At 73.7% G+C, this 21,927-nt stretch carries 12 protein-coding genes, 2 tRNA genes and 1 riboswitch; of the genes, 8 read left to right on the forward strand and 6 right to left on the reverse strand.

Going from position 1 to position 21,927, the window contains the following annotated elements:
- Positions 1–92: 92 nt before the first annotated feature.
- Complete coding sequence (locus AMK22_RS41820; RefSeq protein WP_274535430.1) at positions 93–215, forward strand: hypothetical protein; 123 nt, start codon at positions 93–95, stop codon at positions 213–215.
- A gap of 137 nt (positions 216–352) precedes the next feature.
- Positions 353–425, forward strand: a tRNA-Lys gene (locus AMK22_RS19435).
- Positions 426–639: 214 nt separating this feature from the next.
- Here the strand turns inward: AMK22_RS19435 and AMK22_RS19440 are convergent.
- Positions 640–1,038, reverse strand: coding sequence for an SHOCT domain-containing protein (locus tag AMK22_RS19440; RefSeq protein ID WP_073786663.1), 399 nt, complete (start codon positions 1,036–1,038; stop codon positions 640–642).
- A gap of 139 nt (positions 1,039–1,177) precedes the next feature.
- Between AMK22_RS19440 and AMK22_RS19445 the strand changes: the two genes are divergently transcribed.
- The 4 genes from AMK22_RS19445 to AMK22_RS19460 all read left to right on the forward strand — a co-directional run bounded on the left by AMK22_RS19445 (position 1,178) and on the right by AMK22_RS19460 (position 5,494).
- Positions 1,178–1,251, forward strand: a tRNA-Met gene (locus tag AMK22_RS19445).
- Positions 1,252–1,477: 226 nt separating this feature from the next.
- Entirely contained in the window at positions 1,478–2,653 is a 1,176-nt protein-coding gene (locus tag AMK22_RS19450; protein WP_073786723.1) for a PP2C family protein-serine/threonine phosphatase, read from the forward strand.
- 383 nt (positions 2,654–3,036) lie between these two features.
- Positions 3,037–3,188, forward strand: a riboswitch (cyclic di-AMP (ydaO/yuaA leader).
- A 197-nt stretch (positions 3,189–3,385) separates the two neighbouring features.
- Positions 3,386–4,420: a M23 family metallopeptidase gene (locus tag AMK22_RS19455; protein ID WP_073786725.1), complete on the forward strand. Its 1,035-nt coding sequence runs from the start codon at positions 3,386–3,388 to the stop codon at positions 4,418–4,420.
- 129 nt (positions 4,421–4,549) lie between these two features.
- The gene (locus AMK22_RS19460; RefSeq protein WP_073786665.1) at positions 4,550–5,494 is read left to right on the forward strand and encodes an aldo/keto reductase; all 945 of its coding nucleotides are present in this window, start codon (positions 4,550–4,552) and stop codon (positions 5,492–5,494) included.
- A 196-nt stretch (positions 5,495–5,690) separates the two neighbouring features.
- On the opposite strand, the gene AMK22_RS19465 is transcribed toward AMK22_RS19460, so the two are convergent.
- From AMK22_RS19465 to AMK22_RS37620, 4 genes are all read right to left on the reverse strand, one after another.
- On the reverse strand, positions 5,691–7,271 hold the full coding sequence (locus AMK22_RS19465) for a PrsW family intramembrane metalloprotease (protein ID WP_079186275.1): 1,581 nt from the start codon (positions 7,269–7,271) through the stop codon (positions 5,691–5,693).
- Between the two features lie 190 nt (positions 7,272–7,461).
- On the reverse strand, positions 7,462–8,451 hold the full coding sequence (trmB, locus tag AMK22_RS19470; protein WP_242434050.1) for a tRNA (guanosine(46)-N7)-methyltransferase TrmB: 990 nt from the start codon (positions 8,449–8,451) through the stop codon (positions 7,462–7,464).
- Positions 8,444–9,700 carry an L-2-hydroxyglutarate oxidase gene (gene lhgO, locus AMK22_RS19475; protein ID WP_073786670.1) on the reverse strand — a complete coding sequence of 419 codons (1,257 nt, stop codon included), beginning with the start codon at positions 9,698–9,700 and terminating at the stop codon, positions 8,444–8,446. Before lhgO ends, trmB begins: the two co-directional genes overlap by 8 nt.
- Before the next feature lie 332 nt (positions 9,701–10,032).
- Positions 10,033–11,964, reverse strand: coding sequence for a sporulation protein (locus tag AMK22_RS37620; protein ID WP_079186276.1), 1,932 nt, complete (start codon positions 11,962–11,964; stop codon positions 10,033–10,035).
- 1,532 nt (positions 11,965–13,496) lie between these two features.
- Here AMK22_RS37620 and AMK22_RS19490 point away from each other — a divergent pair.
- Both AMK22_RS19490 and AMK22_RS19495 read left to right on the forward strand, forming a co-directional pair.
- Entirely contained in the window at positions 13,497–15,623 is a 2,127-nt protein-coding gene (locus tag AMK22_RS19490; RefSeq protein ID WP_107430594.1) for an asparagine synthase-related protein, read from the forward strand.
- 201 nt (positions 15,624–15,824) lie between these two features.
- Positions 15,825–19,430: a BTAD domain-containing putative transcriptional regulator gene (locus AMK22_RS19495; protein ID WP_073786672.1), complete on the forward strand. Its 3,606-nt coding sequence runs from the start codon at positions 15,825–15,827 to the stop codon at positions 19,428–19,430.
- Here AMK22_RS19495 and AMK22_RS19500 read toward each other — a convergent pair.
- Positions 19,417–21,474, reverse strand: a complete 2,058-nt coding sequence (locus AMK22_RS19500) for a sigma-70 family RNA polymerase sigma factor (RefSeq protein ID WP_079186277.1) — start codon at positions 21,472–21,474, stop codon at positions 19,417–19,419. The genes AMK22_RS19495 and AMK22_RS19500 overlap by 14 nt on opposite strands.
- Positions 21,475–21,927: the final 453 nt, after the last annotated feature.

Here is a 21,927-nt window from a genome sequence, read left to right on the forward strand (position 1 = left end):
CGCCGCCGCCTCCGTGCGGGGACAGGTCCTGTGGGCGGCGCGTTCACGAAGATCGTCGGCGCGGTGACCTCGACGGCGACGGACACGGCGACGTGCCGGCCCGCCGCAAGGAGGGCCCGCTCTACCGCTACGACGGCAACGCCAACGGTAAGGGCTCCTTCGGCTCGCGCACGAAGATCGCCAAGAGCCGGCAGGGGTACAAGGGTGCCTTCTGACCCACCCCGTTCCCACCCCCGTCCCCACCCCCTCGATCCCGCCACGACGGGGGCGATCCCGCCACGACGGGGCCCGGCTGCCGATACCCGATCGGCGGCCGGGCCGCGGCGGGCTATGCTCAGGGGTGGTTCGGCGAGGGCCGTTAGCTCAATTGGCAGAGCAGCGGACTTTTAATCCGTTGGTTGTGGGTTCGAGTCCCACACGGCCTACCCTCTCAGCCCCGGCTCGGAGTACATCCGGTCGGGGCCGAATCCGTTTCAGGACCTCCCGCCCACCGTGCCTCGGCCTCGCGGTCCGCGGGCTTCCCGGTCTCCGAACCTCCTGAGTTCTCCCGATCTCCCGGGTTCTCCGAACTTTCCGGCTTCACGGCTCCGTGGTGGCCCGGTCCGGGCGTGGGCGTCTCGGTTGAGGGGGCGCCTCGGTTCAGGCCAGAAGTTTCGTCTTCGCCCGCTGGTACTCCTCGTCCGTAAGGGCGTTCCGGTCCTTCAGTTCGGCGAGTCTCGCCAGGTCGTCCACATGGCTGCCGTGCTTCGGCTCGCCCCCGGCGGCTTCGCGTACGTATGCCTTGAAGGCTGCCTCGCGTTCCCGCGCCGCCTCGATGTCCCGTCCGCCCATGGACCTGCCGCGCACGATCACGTACAGCAGCACGCCGATGTACGGCAGCAGCAGTGCCACGATCAGCCAGCCGGCCTTGCCCCAGCCGCCCAGGTCGTCGCTGCGGAAGATGTCCGTGACGACCTTGAACAGCAGGAAGAGCCACATGATCCAGAGGAAGAACCAGAGCATGGTCCAGAAGAGATTGAGCAAGGGATAGTTGTCCACGGTCGCTCCCGGTCGCCGCTGTCCCATCGCATCGACCCATTGGTGGGTAAATCAGTCATATCACCGCATATTCGATCCCGCCTGTCACCTCGGGGTGGTCACGAGCGCGCCGGACATGGCGTAGAGTTGTGTTCACCGACGCGGGGTGGAGCAGCTCGGTAGCTCGCTGGGCTCATAACCCAGAGGTCGCAGGTTCAAATCCTGTCCCCGCTACTGAAGACCCGGGCCCGGCGCGTACAGCGTGCCGGGCCCGGGGTTTTTTCGTGCCGTCGCTGGATGGCACGAGGTGCGTGGGTGGCGTGTGAGGTGTGCCACGCGTGTACCTCTGTTGGGCGATGCGGAGTCGCCGCGCGGCTGAGCTCCGGTGAGCCTGGGGCGGGGCGCGGTACCGTCCGCAGCCGTGCGTGTACCGGGCAGGAGACCACAGGTGTGGAAGCGGCTGAAGCGGCGCGGCGGACATGCCGGGGGCGGGCACGCCGGAGGGGTTGCCGGCGGCGCCGGTGCCCGTCGGTTCGTGCGCATGCTGCCGACCCTGATGATCGTCGGCGGGCTGCTGTTCGGCCTGCTCACCCCGCCGGTCTTCACCGCCATCCCGCTGTTTGTCGCGGCGCCGCTGATCGCCGCGCCGTTCTTCTCGTTGTCCAGCACCGTGCGCACCGGCATCGCCTCGATGCTGGCCGTCATCGCGCTCCGGCTGGCCACCGAATCGCTGCCGACGGCCGTGGCGCTGATCGAGCTGCTCACACTGGCGACCGTCTCGGTGCTCGCGGTGGTGATCAACCGGGTCGTGTGGCGGAGCAACGAGCAGCTGGCCTCCGCGCGGGTCATCGCGGAGCGGGCCATGCGGGCGGTGCTGCCGAAGCCGTTCGACCGGATCGGCGGGCTCCATGTGGCGGCGCGGTACGAGGCCGCGCAGGCCGACGAGTTCGTCGGCGGTGACCTGTTCGCGGTGACGGACACCCCGTACGGGGTGCGGCTGGTGGTCGGTGACGTACGGGGGAAGGGGCTCGACGCCGTGGAGACGGTCGCCGTGGTCATCGGGGCGTTCCGGGAGGCGGCCGAACAGGAGCGCTCGCTGGAGGGTGTGGCGCGTCGGCTGGAGCGGGCGCTGGTGCGGGAGAGGAGGGCGCGCCGGGGCGGGCCCGACATCGTCGAGGGCTTCACCACCGCAGTGCTGGCCGAGATCCCGGCCGGCCTGTCCCGGGTCCGGATCGTCAACCGCGGCCACCCCGAGCCGATCCTGCTGTACCCGGACGGGGCGCTGGACGTGCTGGCGCCCTCGATGTCCGCGCTGCCGCTCGGGATGGACCTGGGCGCGTGGCCCGACCGGACGGACGAGTGGGATCTGCGGCCGGGGGTGACGCTGCTCCTCTACACCGACGGCCTCTCCGAGGCGCGGAGCGCCCAGGGGGACTTCTACGATCCGGCGGCCCGGCTGCGCGGGCGGATCTTTCCCGGGCCGGACGAGCTGCTGTCCGCGCTGACCGACGACGTACGGCTGCACACGGGGGGCGAGTCGACCGACGACATGGCCCTGCTCGCGGTCGTGCGCCCCGCGGAGGGGCAGCCGGAGCGGCGCAGGACCGTCCGGATCGTGGGGCCGGACCCGGCATGACGGACGGTCCGGGGCGGCCGGGCGTGTGCGGGAGGGGCCGGGGCGTCCGGGCGGTCGGGCGTGTGCGAGAAGGCTGCGAGGGGTTCGGTCCGGTGCGCCCGTGAGGCCGTGGATGTCCGTCCGGGCGGCCGGGTGTGCCCGAGCGGACCCGGGTGCCACCGTACGTAATCGAAAGACGCCGCTCCGCATAACATTTGACGCAACGTCAGTTACACGGTATTGACTGAGACTCGATCAAGTCGTCTGAATACGCCCCGAGATGTCCAGTAAAGTCCAGGCCAAAGACGTGAACGATCAGTGGGAGCGGCTTGGAATCAGGGCCCGGTGTCTATTAACGTTCGATAACGCAGCGCGGTCGTCCCAGCCGTCGTCAGAGGCGGCACCGTGCGCCAGCGCCGAATCCCGAAAGGGAACCGGGGAACCACCACCCTGGGGTGAATCGGACATCCGGGTCTCGTGAGAGACGCGGTGTCCGTAGGAGACCTTCCTGCTCCGAACCCGTCAGCTAACCCGGTAGGCGAGAAGGAAGGAAAGGAGTGCGCCCCCGTGGCGTCCAACAAGCCTGCCCCCGAGGCCCCTGCCCGGCTCGACTCCGCGTACGGTTCCGAGTTCGGCACCGACTTCGGCCCCGGTTACGGCGCGGGCCCCGGCTACGGCTCCGACTACGGAACGGCCGGGATGACGACGGTGTCCGGCACCGCGGATCGCATGGACCACGGCATCGGACCGGACATGACCGCCACCGCGACCCTGCCCGGCGCCGACTTCGGTGTCGACGGTGAGCGCGGCTGGGACGAGTGGAACCCCACCGAGGAGACCGTCCGCCCCGTACGCGGCAAGCACCGGGTCGCCAAGCAGCGCAACGGACTCGCCCGCAGTTCCGCGGTGCTCGGGGTCGGCGTCATCGCGGCGGTCGGCGCGGGCGGCATGGCCTCCGCGCAGGGCAAGCCGCCGGTGTCCATCTCCCTTCCCGACTCCATCGCGGACAACCTGCCCGACGCCAAGTCCCTTCCTGGCGTGGGCGCCCTCCTCTCCGACAAGTCCGAGGACGACGGGGCCGCGCCCGCCACCGCCCCGCTCACCACCGCGGGCATCACCACCGCCGAGGCCGAGCAGGGCACGACCGACGCGGGCGAGGCGCTGCGCGCCCGCATCCTCCAGCAGGCCGAGCAGCAGCAGGCCGCCGCCGCCGCGGAGGCCAGGGAGGCCCAGGAGAAGGCCGCGGCGGAGAAGGCCGCGGCCGAGGCCAAGAAGCAGCAGGACGCCGCCGAGGCCAAGGCCGCCGCCGAGAAGAAGAAGGCGGAGGAGAAGGCGAAGGAGGAGGCGAAGAAGAAGGCCGAGGCCCTGCGGCTCGCCAAGCTCGCCGCCAGCTACGCCGTCCCGACCACCTCGTACACGATCACCTCGACGTACGGCCAGGCCGGCACGATGTGGTCCTCCGGTCACCACACCGGCCTCGACTTCGCGGCGCCGACGGGCACCCCCGTCAAGGCCGTTCACGGCGGCACCATCAAGTCGGCGGGCTGGTCCGGCTCGTACGGCTACCGCACGGTGCTGGAGCTGGAGGACGGTACGGAGGTCTGGTACTGCCACCAGTCCTCGATCGGCGTCGGGGTCGGTCAGAAGGTCTCCACCGGGGACACCATCGGCCGGGTCGGCGCGACCGGCAACGTGACGGGTCCCCACCTCCACCTGGAGATCCACACCGCCGACGGCACGGGCGTGGACCCGATGGGCTGGCTGCGGAGCAAGGGCCTCAACATCTGAGGCACCCGCGTCGGCGTCGCGCGGGCGGACAACGATGCGCAGGCGGACGGCGCGGACAACACCGAACGGCCGTCCGCCGAACGATGGATGCGCGGAATACCGTTCTGGCGGGAACACGTTGATCGATTCATGACTTCCCTTCGCAAACTGGGCTCTTCCGATCTTCAGGTGTTCCCGCTCGCCCTCGGCGGCAATGTCTTCGGCTGGACGGCCGACGAGGCGCAGTCGTTCGCCGTGCTCGACGCCTACACGGAGGCGGGCGGCAACTTCGTCGACACCGCCGACGCCTACTCCGCCTGGGTGCCGGGGAACGAGGGCGGCGAGTCGGAGACCGTCATCGGCAAGTGGCTCGCGTCCCGGCCCGGCCGGTCCGACGTCGTCGTCGCCACCAAGGTCGGCGCCCACCCCTCCTACAAGGGCCTCTCCGCCGCCACCGTCAAGGCGGCGGCGGAAGAGTCGCTGCGCAGGCTCGGCAGGGACCACATCGACCTCTACTACACGCACTTCGACGACGAGACCGTGCCGGTCGAGGAGATCATCACCACCCTCGACGAGCTGGTGAGGGCCGGCAAGGTGCGCGAGATCGGCGCGTCCAACATCAGCCCCGAGCGGCTCCGGGCGTCCCTGGACTTCTCCGAGCGCGAGGGGCTGGCCCGATACGTCGCCCTGCAGCCGCACTACAACCTCGTCTCCCGCGACACCTACGAGGGCGCGCTCCAGGACACGGCCGCGCGGGCCGGGCTCGCCGCCGTCCCGTACTACGCCCTGGCCTCCGGATTCCTCACCGGCAAGTACCGCCCGGGCGCCCCGGTGGAGAGCGCGCGTGCGGAGAGCGCGGGGAAGCACCTGGAGTCGGAGCGGGGGCGGAACGTCCTCGCCGCCCTGGACCGGGTCGCCCAGGCCCATGACGCACAGATCGCGACCGTGGCGCTGGCCTGGCTCGCGTCCCGGCCGACCGTCGTCGCGCCGATCGCCTCGGCCCGTACGGTCGAGCAGCTGCCCGCCCTGACGGCCGTGGCCGACCTCCGGCTGACCGAGGGGGAGCTGGCCGACCTCACCGAGGCGTCCGCCTGACGGACGCCACCGGCGGGCAGGGCAGCCCCCGGCAGGCCGACCGGCGGACGGGGTGGCGGACTGTTCCGGTTCCGGCGGCGGATCGTGCTCGGGTTTGGCCGCGCTCCGGTCGCTCCGTCGAACCGCCCCTGTCCACGAACGCCCCGGAAGCGTCGCGTTCCCGGGGCGTTCGCGCGTCCGCGGCGCGCGCCCGGGGCTACCGGGGCGGCAGCCGGTACGGGTTGTAGCCGCCGTACGCCTGGTGCGGCGGCGGGAACGCGGCCGGGGCCGGCGCCGGCCAGTACGGGACCGGGGCGGGTGGGAACGGGTAGGGGCGTAGGAGGCCCGCCGCCTGCGCGGCATAGGCGAGGGCGGGAGCGGCCACGTCCCTGCGCTGCCAGAGGTGGTGCAACAGCTCCAGTTCACGAGCCGCGAAGTCGGGGCCTGCCGTCCCGAGGCGGGCCTGGCGGCGGAGCGAGGCCAGTGACATCGCGAACGACTCGTACTCGGCGACGGTACGGGCGGCGGCCTTGCCCCGGGCCTTGGCCTGGGCCTGAGCCTTGCGGCGCTCCTTGCGGGGCGCCCCGCCCTGCGCCTGCGCCACGGCCTGCACCGGGGGCAGGGCCTGGACCGGTGCGCCGACCGGGGCCACCGCTCCGTGGCCCGGACCGTGCACCGCTCCGGTGCCCGGTGCATGGCCCGGTGAGTGGCCTGGGCCGTACGGGTTGCCCCAGCCGGCCCCGGCGTCGAAGGAGTGGTGCCGGCGGGCCGCGTCGCGGGCCAGGCCGCGGGCCCGCATGGAGGCGAGGGCGAGTGGTTCGGCGGGGGTCAGCCAGCCGGCCGCCGCGTAGCCGGGCAGCTCTGCGGCGAGTGCGCGCAGCTCGCGTCGGCGTGCCCAGATCACCAGCCAGGTCAACACGCCGAAGAGCGGAACCATGAACACCGCGTACACGGCGTAGAAGGCGAGTGGTCCGAAGAAGGAGGCCGACCCGTTCCACAACGCGTGCATGCCCATGGCGAGGACGAGCCCCAGCAGCGGCAGCGCGATGCGGCGGAACCGCCGGTTGCGGGCACTGGCGGCGGCGAGACCGAAGCCCGTCCCCGTCAGGATCGTGAAGAGCGGGTGTGCGAACGGGGACATCACCGCCCGCACGAAGAACGTCGCGGCGGTCATCGAGGCGACGCCCGAGGCCCCGGCCTGCTGGTCCTCCCCGAAGGCGTTGCCCAGATAGAGGATGTTCTCGGTGAAGGCGAAACCGCTCGCGGTGAAACCGGCGATCACGACGCCGTCGACGATTCCGCTGAACTCACGTCTTCGGAACAGGAAGACCAGCAGGATCGCGACGGCCTTGGCGCTCTCCTCGACGACCGGTGCTATGACCGTCGCACCGAGGTTGTCCGCGTTCGTCGGGTCGGCGGTGGTCGTGGCTATCCAACGGGTCGCGAACGAGTTCGCGAGGATCGCGATCAGGGCGGCCGCGAACGCGCCCCAGGCCAGGGCGAACAACAGGTTCCGCCAGGGCGCGGGGTCGACCCGGTCCAGCCAGCGGAACGCCGCCATCAGGAGTGGCACGGGCAGCACCGCGAGGCCGAGACCTACGAGGAAGCCCTCGGTGCCCGTCTGGTCGCGGACCAGGGCCAGGATCGCCAGAGCGCACACCGCGAGCACCGTGCACACGGCCGCGACGCGGAACGTCCTGCTGCGCCACACCATGCCGACGCGCCGCGGCCGGTACCTCCAGTGCCGTCGCTCCGGCACGGCGGCCAGGATCTCGCCGACCCGCTGCTCCTCGAGCACCGGGACGGCCGGATGCGGCTGCCGCTGCTGGACAGACCCTTCGTATACCACCCCATGACCCTAACGAGCGGTACCGACACCGGCCACGGGGAATGGCCAGTGGCGGCCCTTCGCCGGACCTCGGCGGTGGTCGGGGGAGGCACCATCTGCGGCGGGCTCGGCGGTGGGGTCGGGCGGGTTCGGCGACGGATCAGCGGCGAGTGAAGAGCAGGTCGTGCACGACGTGGCCCTTGTCGAGTCCCTGGCCCTCGAAGCGGGTCAGCGGCCGGAACGCGGGCCGTGGCGCGTAGCCGCCCTCCGGCAGGGTGTTTTCGAAGAGGGGGTGCGCGGTCAGCACCTCCAGCATCTGCTCCGCGTACGGCTCCCAGTCGGTCGCGCAGTGGACCAGGGCGCCCGGCCTCAGCCGCTGGGCCGCCAGGTCGAGGAATTCCGGCTGGATCAGCCGACGCTTGTGATGACGCTTCTTGGGCCACGGATCGGGGAAGTACACCCGCAGCCCGTCCAGCGAGTCCGGCTTCAGCATCTCGCGCAGCAGGATGATCGCGTCGCCGTTGGCGACACGGATGTTGGACAGGCCGTTCCGCTCCGCGAGGCCGAGCAGATTGCCCTGGCCGGGGGTGTGGACGTCGACGGCGAGAATGCCCGTCCCCGGATCGTCCGCGGCCATCTGCGCGGTGGCCTCGCCCATGCCGAACCCGATCTCCAGCACGACCGGGAGCCCGTCGAACAGCTCGGGCAGGTCGAGGACCCGCTGCCCGTCGATGTCCAGGCCCCACGCGGGCCAGAGCCGCATCAGGGCGTCCTCCTGGCCGGGCGTGACCCGGCTCCGGCGCGGCTGGAAGCTGCGGATGCGGCGCTCGTGGTGCGATCCGGCCGGGTCGACGGCGGGCCCGCCGGGGAAGCGCGGCTCCTGGCGCAGCCGGCGCTGGCGCTCGAAGGACGCGGCGCGCAGATCGTCCGGAATCCCGGAGCCGGTCCCGGAGGGGGTCTGGGACGGGGCGGCTCCGGCGGAGGTTTCGGCGGGGGCTCCGGAAACACGGGTCGCGGAGGCGGCCTCTGCGGCGGAGGTCCCGGAGGTGGCCTCGGCGGAGGTCCCGGCTGCGGGGGACGAGGGCGCCCCCGAGGGGCCCGCGGTGAGGTCTGCGGGAGGGGTCGCGGAGGGGTTCAAGGGCTCAGACACAATGACCCGATTCTACGGCGGGCGGCTTCCACCCCGTCTCCCGCGCCTGGAGCAGCGCCCTGCGTGCCACCTCCCGCCCGATGGGCAGGGAGGCCGTCGCGGCGGGCGACGGGGCGTTCAGCACGTGGACGGTGTGCGGGGCCTCGCGGATCAGGAAGTCGTCCACCAGGGTGCCGTCGCGCAGCACCGCCTGGGCCCTGACCCCGGCCGGGGCGGGCCGCAGATCGGCCTCCGTGACATCGGGCAGCAGTCGTCGCACCGCCGCCGTGAACGCGTGCTTCGACAACGAGCGGCGCACCTCGCCCGCCCCGTACCGCCAGTGTCTGCGCGCGATCCGCCAGGTGCCCGGCCAGGTCAGGGCGTCCGCCAGCTCGCGGGGGCGCACGACGGGCCACGCATATCCCTCGCGGGCCAGCGCCGGCACCGCGTTCGGACCGACGTGTACACCGCCGTCGTGGCCGCGGGTCAGATGCACGCCGAGGAACGGGAACGCCGGGTCGGGCACCGGGTAGACCAGACCGCGCACCAGCTCCGGCCGCGTCAGCTCGTAGTACTCCCCCCGGAACGGCACGATCCGCATCCCCGGCTCGTCGCCCGCGAGCCGCGCCACCCGGTCGCAGTGCAGCCCGGCGCAGTTGACCAGCACCCGGGCCCGCACCACCGCGCCGTCCGCCGTGCGCACCGCCACGCCCCAGGGGCGCCGGTCGACCGAGACGACCTCCGAGCCGTGACGGATCACGCCGCCCGCGGCGACCACCTCGGTGGCGAACCGTGCCGCCACCGCCGGGAAGTCGCACACCCCGGTCGTCCCGACGCGGATCGCGGCGAGCCCGCGCACATCGGGTTCGTACGCGGCGATCTGGGCCGGCCCCAGCTCGCGCACAGGTAGCCCGTGCTGCCGTCCGCGCTGGACCAACGCGTGCAGCCGAGGCAGCTCGGACCGCTCGGTCGCGACGATCAGCTTGCCGGTCACCGCGTGCGCGATGCCGTGCTCGGCGCAGAACTCGACCATCTCGGCGGCACCGCGCACCGCGTAGCGGGCCTTGAGCGAGCCGGGAGGGTAGTAGATGCCGCTGTGGATCACGCCGCTGTTGCGCCCGGTCTGGTGACGGGCGGGGCCGGACTCCTTCTCCAGCACCGTCACCCGGGTGCCGGGAGCGGTGCGCGTGAGGGCGTACGCCGTCGACAGGCCGACGATCCCGCCGCCGATCACCAGCACGTCGCAGTCGTACGCCGCGTGCGTCATCACCACGCCACCTCCCACCCCGATAGTGCACTGACCCACTGACACCGCACTCAAACCAGTGGGACCAGCGTGGCGCGTACTTTCGTCGCTCATTCTTTCGTCGAGCGCCTGTTCAAGCAGTCTCGACCAGCAACGCCGGCCAGCAACGCCGGCCAGCAACGCCGGCCAGCAACGCCGGCCAGCAACGCCGGCCGGGAACGGCGGATATGGGAGATCGGTGCGGGGACGCGGTACGCGGACGTTCGCGCGTGTCCGGCCGCCACCCCGGTCATGCGGAACGTGCGGAGCACGCGGGGCGACGGCCGGGCGGAGCGGCGGCCGGGACGGCGGGCCGGTCAGGCGGGTGCCACCAGCAGCGGCCGGGCCCGTTCGCGCAGCTCGGCGACGCGTGGCTCGTGCCCGTACGGTTCGAGCCGGTGCAGCAGGTCCCGTACGTACTCCGTGGTCCTGGCGGAGGAGATGCGGCCCGCCACCTCCACCGCGCGCGTCCCGGCCGCGCAGGCCGCGTCGAGGTTCCCCGACTCCAGCTCGGCCACCGCCGAGACCACGAGCCGCAGTCCGTGCGAGCGGACGAACTCCTCGGTGGGCCGGGACAACGCCTGCTCGGTGAAGCGCCGCACCTGCCGGGGCGCCTTCAGATCGAGGTGGCACTCCGCGGCGTCGGCCGCGAACCTGTCGTACGAGTAGAAGCCCAGCCACGACGGGTCCGCGTCGCCGTCCCGGGAGCGCTCCAGCCAGCCCTCGGCGGCCTTCAGCGCGGCCCCGGCGGCCGGCGCGTCGTTCGCCTTGGCGTGGGCGCGGGCCTCCACCAGGCGGAAGAAGCTCATGGTGCGGGCCGTGGCGAGTCCCCGGTTGCGCTCGACGGCCGCCTGGGCCAGATCGACCCCCTCGTCGGCGAACCCGCGGTAGGTCGCCTGCAACGACATCGACGCGAGGACGTATCCCCCGAGGGGGACGTCGGCCGCGGCCCGCGCGAGTCTGAGTGCCTGGATGTAGTAGCGCTGGGCGGCCTCCTGCTGGCCGGTGTCGAAGGCCATCCAGCCGGCGAGCCGGGTCAGCTCGGCCGCCGCGCCGAAGAGGGCCCGGCCCACCTCGTCGCTGTACGAGCCGAGGAGCAGGGGGGCCGCGTCGACCCGTAAGCACTCGGGAACCATGGAGGAACGCCAGTCCCCGCCCCCGTACTTGGAGTCCCACCGGCGGGCGTCCTGGGCCGCCTCGCGCAGCTTGGCGACATCGCTGTGGCCGACCCGCAGGGGGGATATGTCACTTGTGACGGGGGGCGCGACCGGGGCCGTGCCCGTGCCGGTGCCCGTGGTCGCGCTCGTGCCGGCGCCGTTGTGCCGGGGCCCGGCCGACGGCGCCGGAGCACCCTTCGCGGCCCGGTCGCTCCTGACGGCCCTGGCGGAGGCGGCGGGGGGCGCGGTCCTGGATGCGGACGCGTTCTGCGGGCCGGGCTGGGCGGGGATGGACGTCGCGCGCGGGGTTCCCGGACCCGGGCGGCCTGTCGCCTGCGCCCCGGCTGCCGGGCGCGTACCGGTCGCGGCCGGTACCCCCGGCCGCCCCCGCGCCCCGGAAGCCCCGGCCGAACCCGCCGAACCCGCCGAACCCGCGGAATCGGTCGTTCCAGCCGTATCGGCGGCCGGTCCGGTGGAGGACGTGGTGGCGGACTCGGCGGTCGCTTCCGTGTCGGTGCCCCCGGCCGCCGCGCCCGCAGCGCCGTGCGCCCCCGCGCCGGTGTGTGCGCCCTCTGCTCCCTGGGGGCCGAGAACGGCCGCCCGGGCGGCGTTCGCATCCCGCTCCACCGACGGGTCGGCGGGGGATATCAGCCAGCGGGACGCGGGGGTCGCGTACGCGCTCACCGAGAACGAACCCGCGAGTGACTGCCAGATACCGCCACTGCCCGCCCGGCGCCCGGCCAGATCCAGCCGGTACAGCTCGGTCGCGGAACGGACCGCTTCGGCCACGTCGCGAGGGAAGGCCAGCCCGACCTCCGGAGCCGGATCGGCGTCCGCGAGTCCGATCTCGTGCAGCGGGACCGGACGGCCGAGCTTGGCGCCGATCGCCGCCGCGATGAGATGGGGCGCGGCCCCCTGCGGCACCATGCCCTTGGAGACCCACCGGGCCACCGAGGTCTTGTCGTACCGGAGCGTCAGACCGCGCTGCGCCCCCAGGTCGTTGACCCGCCGGGCGAGTCCGGCGTTGCTGATTCCCGCGAGGGCGAGAACGGTTCCGAGCTTCTCGTTCGGTCCTCGTTGCTCCCTGGACATGCGTCACCCCTCGACACACAGACGGCCGCCGCGTCACCGTTGCGGCGCGCGGCATTCGTACCGTGTCCTCCCCAGGGACGACCCTCGGCACTCCGGCCGCACACGCATGTGGCGGAGCCCCGAGGAATATGCCTCCTGCCGAGAACCTCAGTGAACCCAGCGTAGTTCGCCGCATCCCTACCGTTAAGGGGCAGACGTCCGTATGGCGGGATTGTTGTCCGTGCGGACGGAAGCGCGGACAGGAGTGCCGCCGACCGCCCCGCCGACCGCCCCGGCGGGTGCCCGCGGGGGCGCCCCCGGGAGCCGGTGCGGAGCCTGCGCGGAGGTCTGAGCCGGGGCGCGCGGAACGGGCGCGGGGCCGTCGTGCGCGCCGGTACGGGGGCGTCGCGCGACGCGGTGGGCGGGCTGTGGAGGACGTGTGCTCCCGGGCTCGTGCGGCGCCGCGCGAAGATCGGTCCCGTGTCCGCCGATGCCCCGTCCGTGCGCTCCCGCGAGCGGCGTCCGCGCAGCGTGGGCGTGGTGTTCGCACAGCGTGGAGGCGGTGTCCGACGGGTTTCACGCGTGCTCCTGGTGTGTGGCCGTGCGCCCGGCCGTGCGCTCTCGTCCGGCCGTTTCGGAAGGGCTTCCATGGGTGCTGCGTGGGTCGGCCCACTGCGATGGAACCAGTGGGCTGGGGGACACTGCCGCCTCATTCCCCGCAGGCGGTGGACCGGTCCGGGAGGCGTCGGAACGCCTCCCGGACCGTGCGTGGAAGCCGGTCCGCGGCCGTCGGCCGGGAACGGCGCGGGGAGCGGTGCGGCGGCGGTACGGGGCGGTGCGTGCCCGGTGCCGGCCGCGCGCGGCGCGGGGCGTGGGTACGGGCCCGGAAACGGGCCCCGAGCAGGTGTCGGGCCGTCGGCGACCTCTCCGGAGGCATGTGCCGACGGCATGCCGCCGCGAAGGGAGATTTCCGGAGAAGCCGGGAGGAGTGTTTCGGGAGAGAGGCCGGGGAGAGAAGCCCGGGAAGGGCCCGGGAGCGAACCGGGGTGAAACAGGGCGTCCGGGGCGGCGGGTACCCCGCTGCCAGGCTCCGTCATGCCCTGAGAATGGCCGAAAATCATCGATCGGCCGAGGTTGGCCCGATCGATTCGCGGACATCCCCGCCGACGCGTCCCTGACTGCCCGCCGCGGATCCGCGAACGCCACGGAGAGTGGCCGGATATCGGCCGCGTGATCCGGCTCGCGCATGGTAGGCAACACGCCCGGGACGTAAGGCTGTTGATGCCCGTACCGCCGCGCGCGGACCGCGCGCCGCCCGTACCGCCGAGCCTCCTGTGCAGGGCCGCCGGCTGCTGGATGTCCGCCCGGACCCGGTCGTCGTCCGCCCCGGTCCGGCCCCCGGCGGGGGCGCATGCCCGTACGACGTGCGCCCTCCGCAGCCCCTCCGGCACGTGTCCGTCGTGGCAGCATGTTCGCAACGACGGCGCGCACCACCGGAGTTCTCCCGATGCGTTTCCGCTGCGCCGTTTCGTCCACAGTCCGTGGAGGCGGCGATGCGTTGGTTGGTGGGGTGGAGCAGTGTCGCCGCGCGCTCCGGTGCCGCCGGTACCGCCGGTGCGGTCGGTGGCATCGACGCGGGGCGCACCGTACAGCCGGTGGGCTCCCAGCTCCTGTGGGGCGACCCGGATCCGCTGTGGGCCGTCGGCGACTGGCGCCCGGACGAGATCCGCGTCAGCACGGTCGAGACGGCCGAGGGTGCGCCCACCGCGCGGCTCGCCGTCCTCGGCTGCTGCGGCGCCACGGACGAACAACTGCGGGTCGGCCTCCTCGCCGCGCGCGGCGGGGCCCTGCGCCATCTCACCTCCTGGCCCGGCAGTTACACGGCCGTCGTCCAGGTCGGCCGGAGGATCGGCGTCATCGGAGACCTGGCGGGAGCCCGCCCGGTCTTCCACACCCCCTGGGCGGGCGGCACCGCGTACGCCACCGCCGCGCTCCCGCTCGCCGACCTCGTCGAGGCCCAGCTGGACATCGGCCACCTGGCCGCGCTGCTCGCCTGCCCCGAAACCCCGGAGGCGCTGCGCGACGGCACCCCGTACGAGGGGGTGAAGCGCATCCCGCCGGGGCACGCGCTCATCCTTCGCGAGGGTTCGCGCGAGATCACGGGCTACGAGGCGGTGGCCTCACTGGCCGTCGCCGCGCCCGAACTCGACCCGGTGAGCGCCGTCGACGGGGTGCGGGACGCGCTGGTCGACGCCGTGCGCGCCAGACTCGCCGCGCCGCGTCACGCGCCCGGAACCCTGCCGTCCGATCCCGGGCCGGTCCCCGGAATGGGGCCCGCCGACCGGCGCGCCGCGCGGGGCGCGCCCGTTCCCGGCATCGGTGCCGACCTCTCCGGGGGCAGCGCCTCCGCAACGCTCGCCCTGCTCGCCGCCGGACTGCCGGGGCTGCCCGGTCTGCCCGGAAGCCTCCTCGGCCACGGCGCGGGCGCGGGGGAACGGCTGCTCGCCGTCACCTTCAACGACCTCACCGCGCACGGGCACGAGGACGAACTCGAACGCGCCCGCGTCATCGCCGCCGACCCGCGCCTGCACCACGTCGTCGTCACCGGAGGGGAGGAGGCCCTGCCCTACGCCGAGCTGGGCGGCCCGCTCACCGACGAACCCGCGCCCTGTCTCGTCGTCGCCGAGCGACACCGCCGCCGCCTCGCCTCGGGCAGCGCCGACCACTTCGTCGGCGGCGGGGCCCGGCAGGTCCTCGACGCCCATCCCGCGCGCCTCGCCGACCTGCTCATGGACCGGCGCAGGCGCCACCTGCTGCGTCCGGTCGCGGCACTCGCCAAGGCCGAGGGCCCGAGCGCGCACTCCTTCTTCGTCCCGTTCACCGTGTACCGCGCGGCCCGGCGCCTGTCCCGTACCTCGTACCGCACGGGACTGGAAGCGGCGGCCGACCGGCTGCCGGGCGCCAACCGCCACGCCCCCGACCTCGACACCCCCGCCGACGCCTCGCTCGCCGCCCTCGCCTGGTCACGGCCCGGCCCCGCCGCGCACTGGCTGACGGGGGAGTCGCTCGCCGAAGTATCCGTTCGTCTCCAGGAGGCGGCGGTCCGGCCGGTCTCCGTCCAGCGGCCGGGCGAGGCCCGGGCACGGGCGGCGCTCGCCCGGTACGCCGCAGACCACCGGATCCTGGAGCAGGCCGCCGAGAACCGCAGCCAGCGCCTGCACGCCCCCTTCCTCGACAACCAGGTCGTACGCGCCGCCCGCGCGCTCCCCGAATCGCTCCGGGTGCAGCCGGGCGCCCGTGGCGCGATCCTGCGCCGGGTGCTCGCGGGCGCGGGCGTCCACGACCTGCCGCCCGGCTGGGGAACCCCCTCGCACGCCACCTCCCAGGCGACCGCCCGCACCGGTCTGCGCGCCGCGCTCCCCGAACTGATGGCCCTCTTCGACGCCCCGCTGCTCGCCGACGCCGGTCTGGTCGAGGCGCGCGTCGTGCGCAAGGCCCTGCGCGCCGCCGCCGACGGCGAACCGCTCCCGCTGGACGGCCTGGCCCACCTGGCGTCCATGGAACTCTGGCTGCGCCGCCTCGTGTCGCGGCGCGGCACGTGCTGGACGGGTACGGAGGCGCCGCGCCGTCGCGCGGTCGCGCACGGTGTCGTCCCGGCACGGCGGAGTCTGCAGCCGTAGCGGGGCTCCGGTCCGCCGCGAAGCCCAGGGCGGCCGGGGCCGGTCCGCCCCGAAGCCCAGGGCGGCCGGGGCCGGTCCGCCCCGAAGACCGGGGTGACGGGATTCCGGATCGCCTCGGGGCATGGTGGGGTTTCTGCCGTCCGGCGTGTCCGGTGCCTCTTCGGTGCCGCTCCTCGGCCGGCCCGGGGCCAGAATGGCCCGGTGCGGTACTCGATCCTGGGCGTCACCGAAGCGCGAGACACGAACGGCGACGTGCTGCCCGTGGGCGGTACGCGGCTGCGCGCGCTCCTCACCGCCCTCGCCCTGCGCGCCGGGCGGCCCGTGCCCGTGGACGTCCTCGTCGACGACATCTGGGGCGATGAACCCCCGTACGACGCCCCCGCCGCGCTCCAGGCGCTCGTGGGCCGGCTGCGCCGGGCGCTGGGCAGGGACACGATCACCCGTACCCGGGGCGGCTACCGCCTGGAGGCGACGTCCGACGAGGTCGATCTGCACAGGTTCGAGCGGCTGTCCCGTCGGGGTGCCGAGGAGCTCGACGCGGGGGACCCCGTCGCGGCCGCCCGGACGCTGCGCACCGCGCTCGCGCTGTGGCGCGGTCCCGCCCTGGCCGACCTGCCGGACGGGGGCCACGGGCACGGACTGCGCCCGGAGGCCCACCGCCTGACCGCGCTGGAGCGCCGTATCGAGGCCGATCTGCGGTGCGCCACCGGGGACGGTGGCGCGGCCGGGACCGGGACCGGGGCAGTTCGCGTGGCCGGGGACGGTGGTGCGGCTCTCGGCGAGAGGCCCGCTTCGGGTCCGGGCCGGGACCACGGCCCGGGCCCCGGACCCGGGCCGGGGCAGGGACCGGGCGCTCTCGTACCGGAGTTGAGGGAGCTGATCGTCACCCACCCGTACGACGAGCGTTTCCGGGGCAAGCTGATCCGTGCCCTGCGTGCCGAGGGCCGCCGGGCCGACGCGCTGGCCGCGTACGAGGAGACCCGCCGCGCTCTAGCCGAGGGGCTCGGCGCCGACCCCGGTCCGGAACTCCGTGCCCTGCACCGGGAGTTGCTCCGTCCTCCGGACGTCTCGCCGGATCCGGTACGAGCCCCCGCCGCTTCCGGTTCCGCGCCGGTCCCGGGCAACATCCGTCCACGGCTCACCTCGTTCGTCGGCCGTGAGCCGGAACTGCGATCCATACACGAGGAGTTGAACCGGTCCCGGCTGGTGACCCTGACCGGGCCCGGAGGCTCCGGAAAGACCCGTCTCGCCGAGGAGGCCGCGATCCGGTCGAGCCCGCCGGGGGCCGACCAGCGGTTCCCCGGCCCCTCGCTCCCGGACCTCCCGCCCCTGGAAGCCTGGATCGCCGAACTGGCCCCCGTGGACGACCCGGCCGATGTTCCCGGAGCCGTGCTCTCCGCCCTCGGGCTGCGCGGCACGACACTTCTGCTGGACAACGCCCGCGACGGGCAGCCGCCGCGCAGGGACCCGGTCGAGATCCTCGTCGACCATCTGGCGCACCGCTCCCGCGTCGGTCCCGTCCTGCTGATCCTGGACAACTGCGAGCACGTCGTCGACGCGGCTGCCACGCTCGCCGAAACGCTGCTCACCCGCTGTCCGCGGCTGCGTGTCCTCGCCACCAGCCGCGAACCCCTCGGCGTCCCCGGAGAATCGATACGCCCGGTCGGGCCGCTCCCGGCCGACCCCGCCCACCGACTGTTCGCCGAGCGCGCCCGCGCCGTACGCCCCGACTTCGACCTCGTACGGGAGTCCGCGCGCGACCCCGACGCGGTGGCGGAGATCTGCCGACGGCTCGACGGCCAGCCGCTCGCCATCGAACTCGCCGCCGCCCGGCTGAGGATGCTCGGCCCGCGCCAGATCGCGGACCGGCTCGACGACCGGTTCCGTCTGCTCACCGGCGGAGCCAGGACCGCCCTGCCACGTCAGCAGACGCTGCGTGCCGTCGTCGACTGGTCCTGGGACCTGCTCGACGAGGACGAACGCACCCTGCTGCGGCAGATCTCGGTCTTCGCGGGCGGCTGGGACCTGGCCGCGGCGGAAGCCGTCGCCGAGAGCCCGGCCGTGACGGCAGGTGTCGTCGGGAGCCCGGGCATGGCGGAGGACGGTGTCGGGAGCCCGGTCGGGGCGGAGGACGCCGCCGAAGCGATCGGCTCGACCGGTTCGTCGGCCGGTTCGACCGCCTCGTTGATCGGCTCGCTCGTCGACAAGTCCCTCGTCGTCGCCGCGCCGACCGCCACCGGTGGGATGCGCTACCGCCTCCTGGAGACCATCCACGAGTACGCAGGCGAGCGTGCGGCCGAGACCCCCGCCCTGCGGGCCGCCGCGGCGAACGCGCACACCGCCTACTTCGCCGCGCTCGTCGAGGAGGCCGATCCCCGCCTGCGTTCCGGCGAGCAACTGCACTGGATAGCACGCCTGGAGACCGACCTGGACAACATCCGGGCCGCCCTCACCCGCACCGTCGTCACCGAGCCGTCGGAGGCGGACGCGGCGCGACTGGTCCTCGGCATGGGGTGGTTCTGGTGGTTGCGCAACCACCGCACGGAGGGCCTGAGCTGGTGCGAGCGGGCCATGACGCTCGGACCGGAGCCGCCGCACGACGGCGATCCCCGCTTCTGGCCGCGCATGCGGCTGCAGATGCTGAGGTTCTTCCTCACGGTGGAGAACGGTCCGGCCGATGACTTCGACCATGCCGACGGGTGGTGGGAGCTGATGGAGCGGGTGGCCGACGTCTTCATGTCCTCCGGCCCGCAGGGTGCCCGCTTCCCGGGGCTGCTCTGGCCGATGACCGCGTTCGTGACCCGCACCACCGCCGAAACGCGTGCGAGGGTCGAGGCGGCGGTCGCCAACGCCCGGGTCCATGGGGGCGCCTGGGAGTACGGCGTCATGCTGATGTTCCGTACCCACATGACCGTGGACATGCCGGGCGGCATGCCCGGGGTCGACGACGATCTCGCCGAACTGCGCGAGCTGGCCCAGCGGGTCGGCGACCGCTGGCTGCGGGCCCAGGTCGCGAGCGCCACCGCCGAGGCGGGCGTCATGCGCGGTCGGTACGAGGAGGCGGCCGCGGCGTACGAGGAGGCGCTGACCCTCGCCCGCGAGGTCGGGGCGCACGCCGAGGTGCCGTTCCTGCTCGCGCGCCTCGCCGAACTCGCCCACCGGACCGGTGACATGGCCGGGTTCGAACGGCTGCTTGCCGAGGCCGAGGCCGGGGCGGAGCACCTCCAGGTGCACGACGCCCGCGCCTACGCCCGCTTCCTGCGCGCCACCCTGGCCCTGGACCGCGGTGAGATCGCGGAGGCGCGACGGCTGATCACGGAGGTGGAGGAGGCGGCCGGGCGGGGCAGTCCGCCGTCGCACTTCACGACGGTGATCAAGGGACTGGACGCGCGGATCTCGGTGCACGAGGACGGACCGGGGCGCGGTCCGGAGGCCGGGGTACGCGGCCTGACGCAGGCACTGAGCGAGGCGCGGGACGCCCAGTGCGCCGAACTCGTCACCGGACACCTGGTGGACGGCGTGGCGGCCGTGCTGCCGAAGCTGGGCCGCCACGGCGAAGCAGTACGGATACGGGCGGCGGCCGACGGCTGGCGGCCCACCGACACCCGGACCGGTGCGCAACGGGCCGAGGCGGACGAGGCCGAGCGGTCGGCCCGCGCGGAACTGGGGGTTCAGGCGTACGAGTCGGAGCGCGCCGTCGGCCGGACGCTGACGGTCGACGACGTCATCGACCTGCTGACCCGTATCTGCGCGGAGCTCCCGGACACCTCGACGAAGCTCCGGGACGATCGTCTCAGCGGCAGTTGAGGCCCGAATCCGCCCAGTCGGCGAGTGCCGCGCCGCTGCCGTGCTGCATCCGCTCGACGACGAGCCGGATCCTGGTCTGACCGGTGATGCCGACATCGACGGGTACGGCCGGGGCGCCGCCGTGCAGCACCGAGGACCGCCACAGCAGCGAACCGTCACCGCCGAGGACGGAGAAGCGCACCGCGCCCAGCCCCAGCGACATGTCGTCGAGCCCGACCATGGCCTCGTACCGCGAGCACTGCCGGTTCAGCTGGATCGTGACCGAGGACTTGCTGTGAACGGTCACGCCGTGGGCGTACTGCCTGCCGCCGATCCACAGGCCGGAGCGCTGCCAGAGCCAGTTGCTCTCGTTCACCACCACTTCGGGTTCGGTGTGGTCGCCGGTCGTCGAGTAGCGCAGCTCGCTGAGCCGGTAGACGGTGGGCGGTGGGGTCGGGGTCGGGGTCGGGTCGGGGGGCGACCCGGGGTCGGTCGGCGTGGGCTTCCCGGTCGTGGTCGCCGTCGCCGTCGGTCCGGGCGCGGGAGGCGGCGCGGTCGGCGGACGCGTGGGGTCCGGAGCCGTCGTCGTGGTCGGCTTGGACGTGGGCTTCGACGGGGGATTCGGCGCCGGGGCCGAGGGCGCCGATGCCGACGGGGGCGCGGCGGGCGACGCGGCGGCGGGCGGCACCGGTGCGGAGGGCGCCGACGGCTTGGAACGCGAGGACGATGTCGGATTCGGCGGGGCGGGCGGCGGCATTGCGGGTGCCGCGACGGCGGGCTGGGTGGCGTGCCCGGCGTCGGGCCCCGGCTGGTCGCTGCCGACCATGGCCCAGGCCAGCCCGGCCGCCGCGGCCACGACGACCGCCGTCACGATGCCGGCCTTCACCGGCGTGCCGAGCCCTTCCGAGAACGCGCCACCGCCGCCCGCGCCCCCGGAGGAGCCCCCGCCGGTCGCCGCCGCGGCGGCTCCCGCGCCGGCCGCCCCGGCAGCCCCACCGGCGGCGATCCCAGCGGCCTTGAGCGAGTACCCGGCAGCGATCCAGCCGATGACCGCAACGGGCAGCAGCGCCGGAATCCCGGCATTGACATGGGCCAGTTCGCCCGCCGCGAGCCTGCACTTCGCGCACTCGTCGAGATGCCCGCGCAGCCCGCGCTCGGCCCGCATCCGGAGCCCGCCCCGGGCATACGCCCCGAGCCGGTCGGCGTAGCGCGCGCAGTCGCCGCCGGAGGTGAGCGCCTGACTCACATGAGCCTGGAGGTACGCCTGCTTGAGCCCCTCGCGGGCCCGACTGGCCAGGACTGCGGTGGCGTTGGCGGTCAGCCCGAACAACGGGGCGATCTCGCCGGGCGACTCCTCCTCGACGGTGGTGTGCCACAGCACCGCCTGCCAGCGCTCCGGCAGGCTGCGGAAGGCCCGCATCGCCATCGAACGCTCGGCCTCGTGCATCGCGTGCACATCCGCGCCGAGGTCGAGCGTCTCCAGGTCCGACACCTGCGAGGACGCGGCGGCCTGCGTGGCGAACACGGCGAAGTCCTCGACCAGTTGCTCCCGCTTCGCGGTCTTGGTCCAGGCGGCCGCGACATGCCGGACGGCCGTCATGAGGTAGGCCCGCACCGCTTCCTCGGGGCCCTTGCCCCTCCGTACCGCCTGCAGCGTGCGTGCGAAGACCTCGGCCGTCAGGTCGTCGGCGGTGTGCGCGTCCCGGCAGCAACTGCGCGCGTAGCGGCGCACCGCGTCCGAGTGCCGTCGGAACAGCTCCTCGTACGCGTGGTCGTCGCCGCTGCGCATCTGCCTGATCAGATCGGCGTCGGAACCGGCACCGTCGGTGGCGCTGCCGCCCTCCCGCTGCATCGGCACCGCGGCCTCGACACCCGCGTCGACGCCGGTGTCGCGCGCCCCCGGCCACGGGCCCGGCAGGACGGTGCCGGCATCGGCGCCGCCTCCCGATCGTCCCGGGCCGCCCTGATGCGGCACCTGGCGGGCGAACGGGCCATCGGCCTCCGACAGACCGCCCGCGGCGGCGACGTCGTCGAAGGACTCTTCCTGCTGCCCGTCACCGCTCATCGCGATAGCCCCCGTATGCGCTGTCGGACCCGAACATCGGGCAAGCGTGCCACATGGCGCAATCACGCCGGACCCTCAGCCCCGGCAACCACTCATCCGGGGTGTTCTCTCGAATATGAGCTCTGATCACCGCTCATTCGGGGAAGAGTATCCGAGCGCCTTTTCACGCGGGCAGGGCGGGCATCGGGCAAAGACCCCGTCGACGAGGGCCGTTCAGGCCCGTACGGCGATGAGGAACCACCGGGGAACGCCAGGCATTCGATCGAGATTCGGCCGGGATTCGGCCGTGAAATGGTCGCGGGTCAAACGGAATTCGGCCACGAGCGAGCCGCCGATCAGCCGTGGACCGACCGTGCGACGAGCTCCGGAAAAGCCGCGCGACGAGCCGGTAACGGCCGTGCGGAGACTGCGGATCGACTGCGGAAGCACCGTGGAACGGCGGCGGAACGGCCG

It is taken from the genome of Streptomyces sp. CB01580 (genome assembly GCF_001905795.1).
GTDB lineage: Bacteria > Actinomycetota > Actinomycetes > Streptomycetales > Streptomycetaceae > Streptomyces.

Excerpts from the sequence above, each read along its gene's own strand:
- AMK22_RS19500 (WP_079186277.1), bottom strand. The coding sequence starts at position 21,474 with ATGAGCGGTGACGGGCAGCAGGAAGAGTCCTTCGACGACGTCGCCGCC.
- AMK22_RS19460 (WP_073786665.1), top strand. The coding sequence starts at position 4,550 with ATGACTTCCCTTCGCAAACTGGGCTCTTCCGATCTTCAGGTGTTCCCG.
- AMK22_RS37620 (WP_079186276.1), bottom strand. The coding sequence starts at position 11,964 with ATGTCCAGGGAGCAACGAGGACCGAACGAGAAGCTCGGAACCGTTCTC.
- AMK22_RS19490 (WP_107430594.1), top strand. The coding sequence starts at position 13,497 with ATGCGTTGGTTGGTGGGGTGGAGCAGTGTCGCCGCGCGCTCCGGTGCC.
- AMK22_RS19455 (WP_073786725.1), top strand. The coding sequence starts at position 3,386 with ATGACCGCCACCGCGACCCTGCCCGGCGCCGACTTCGGTGTCGACGGT.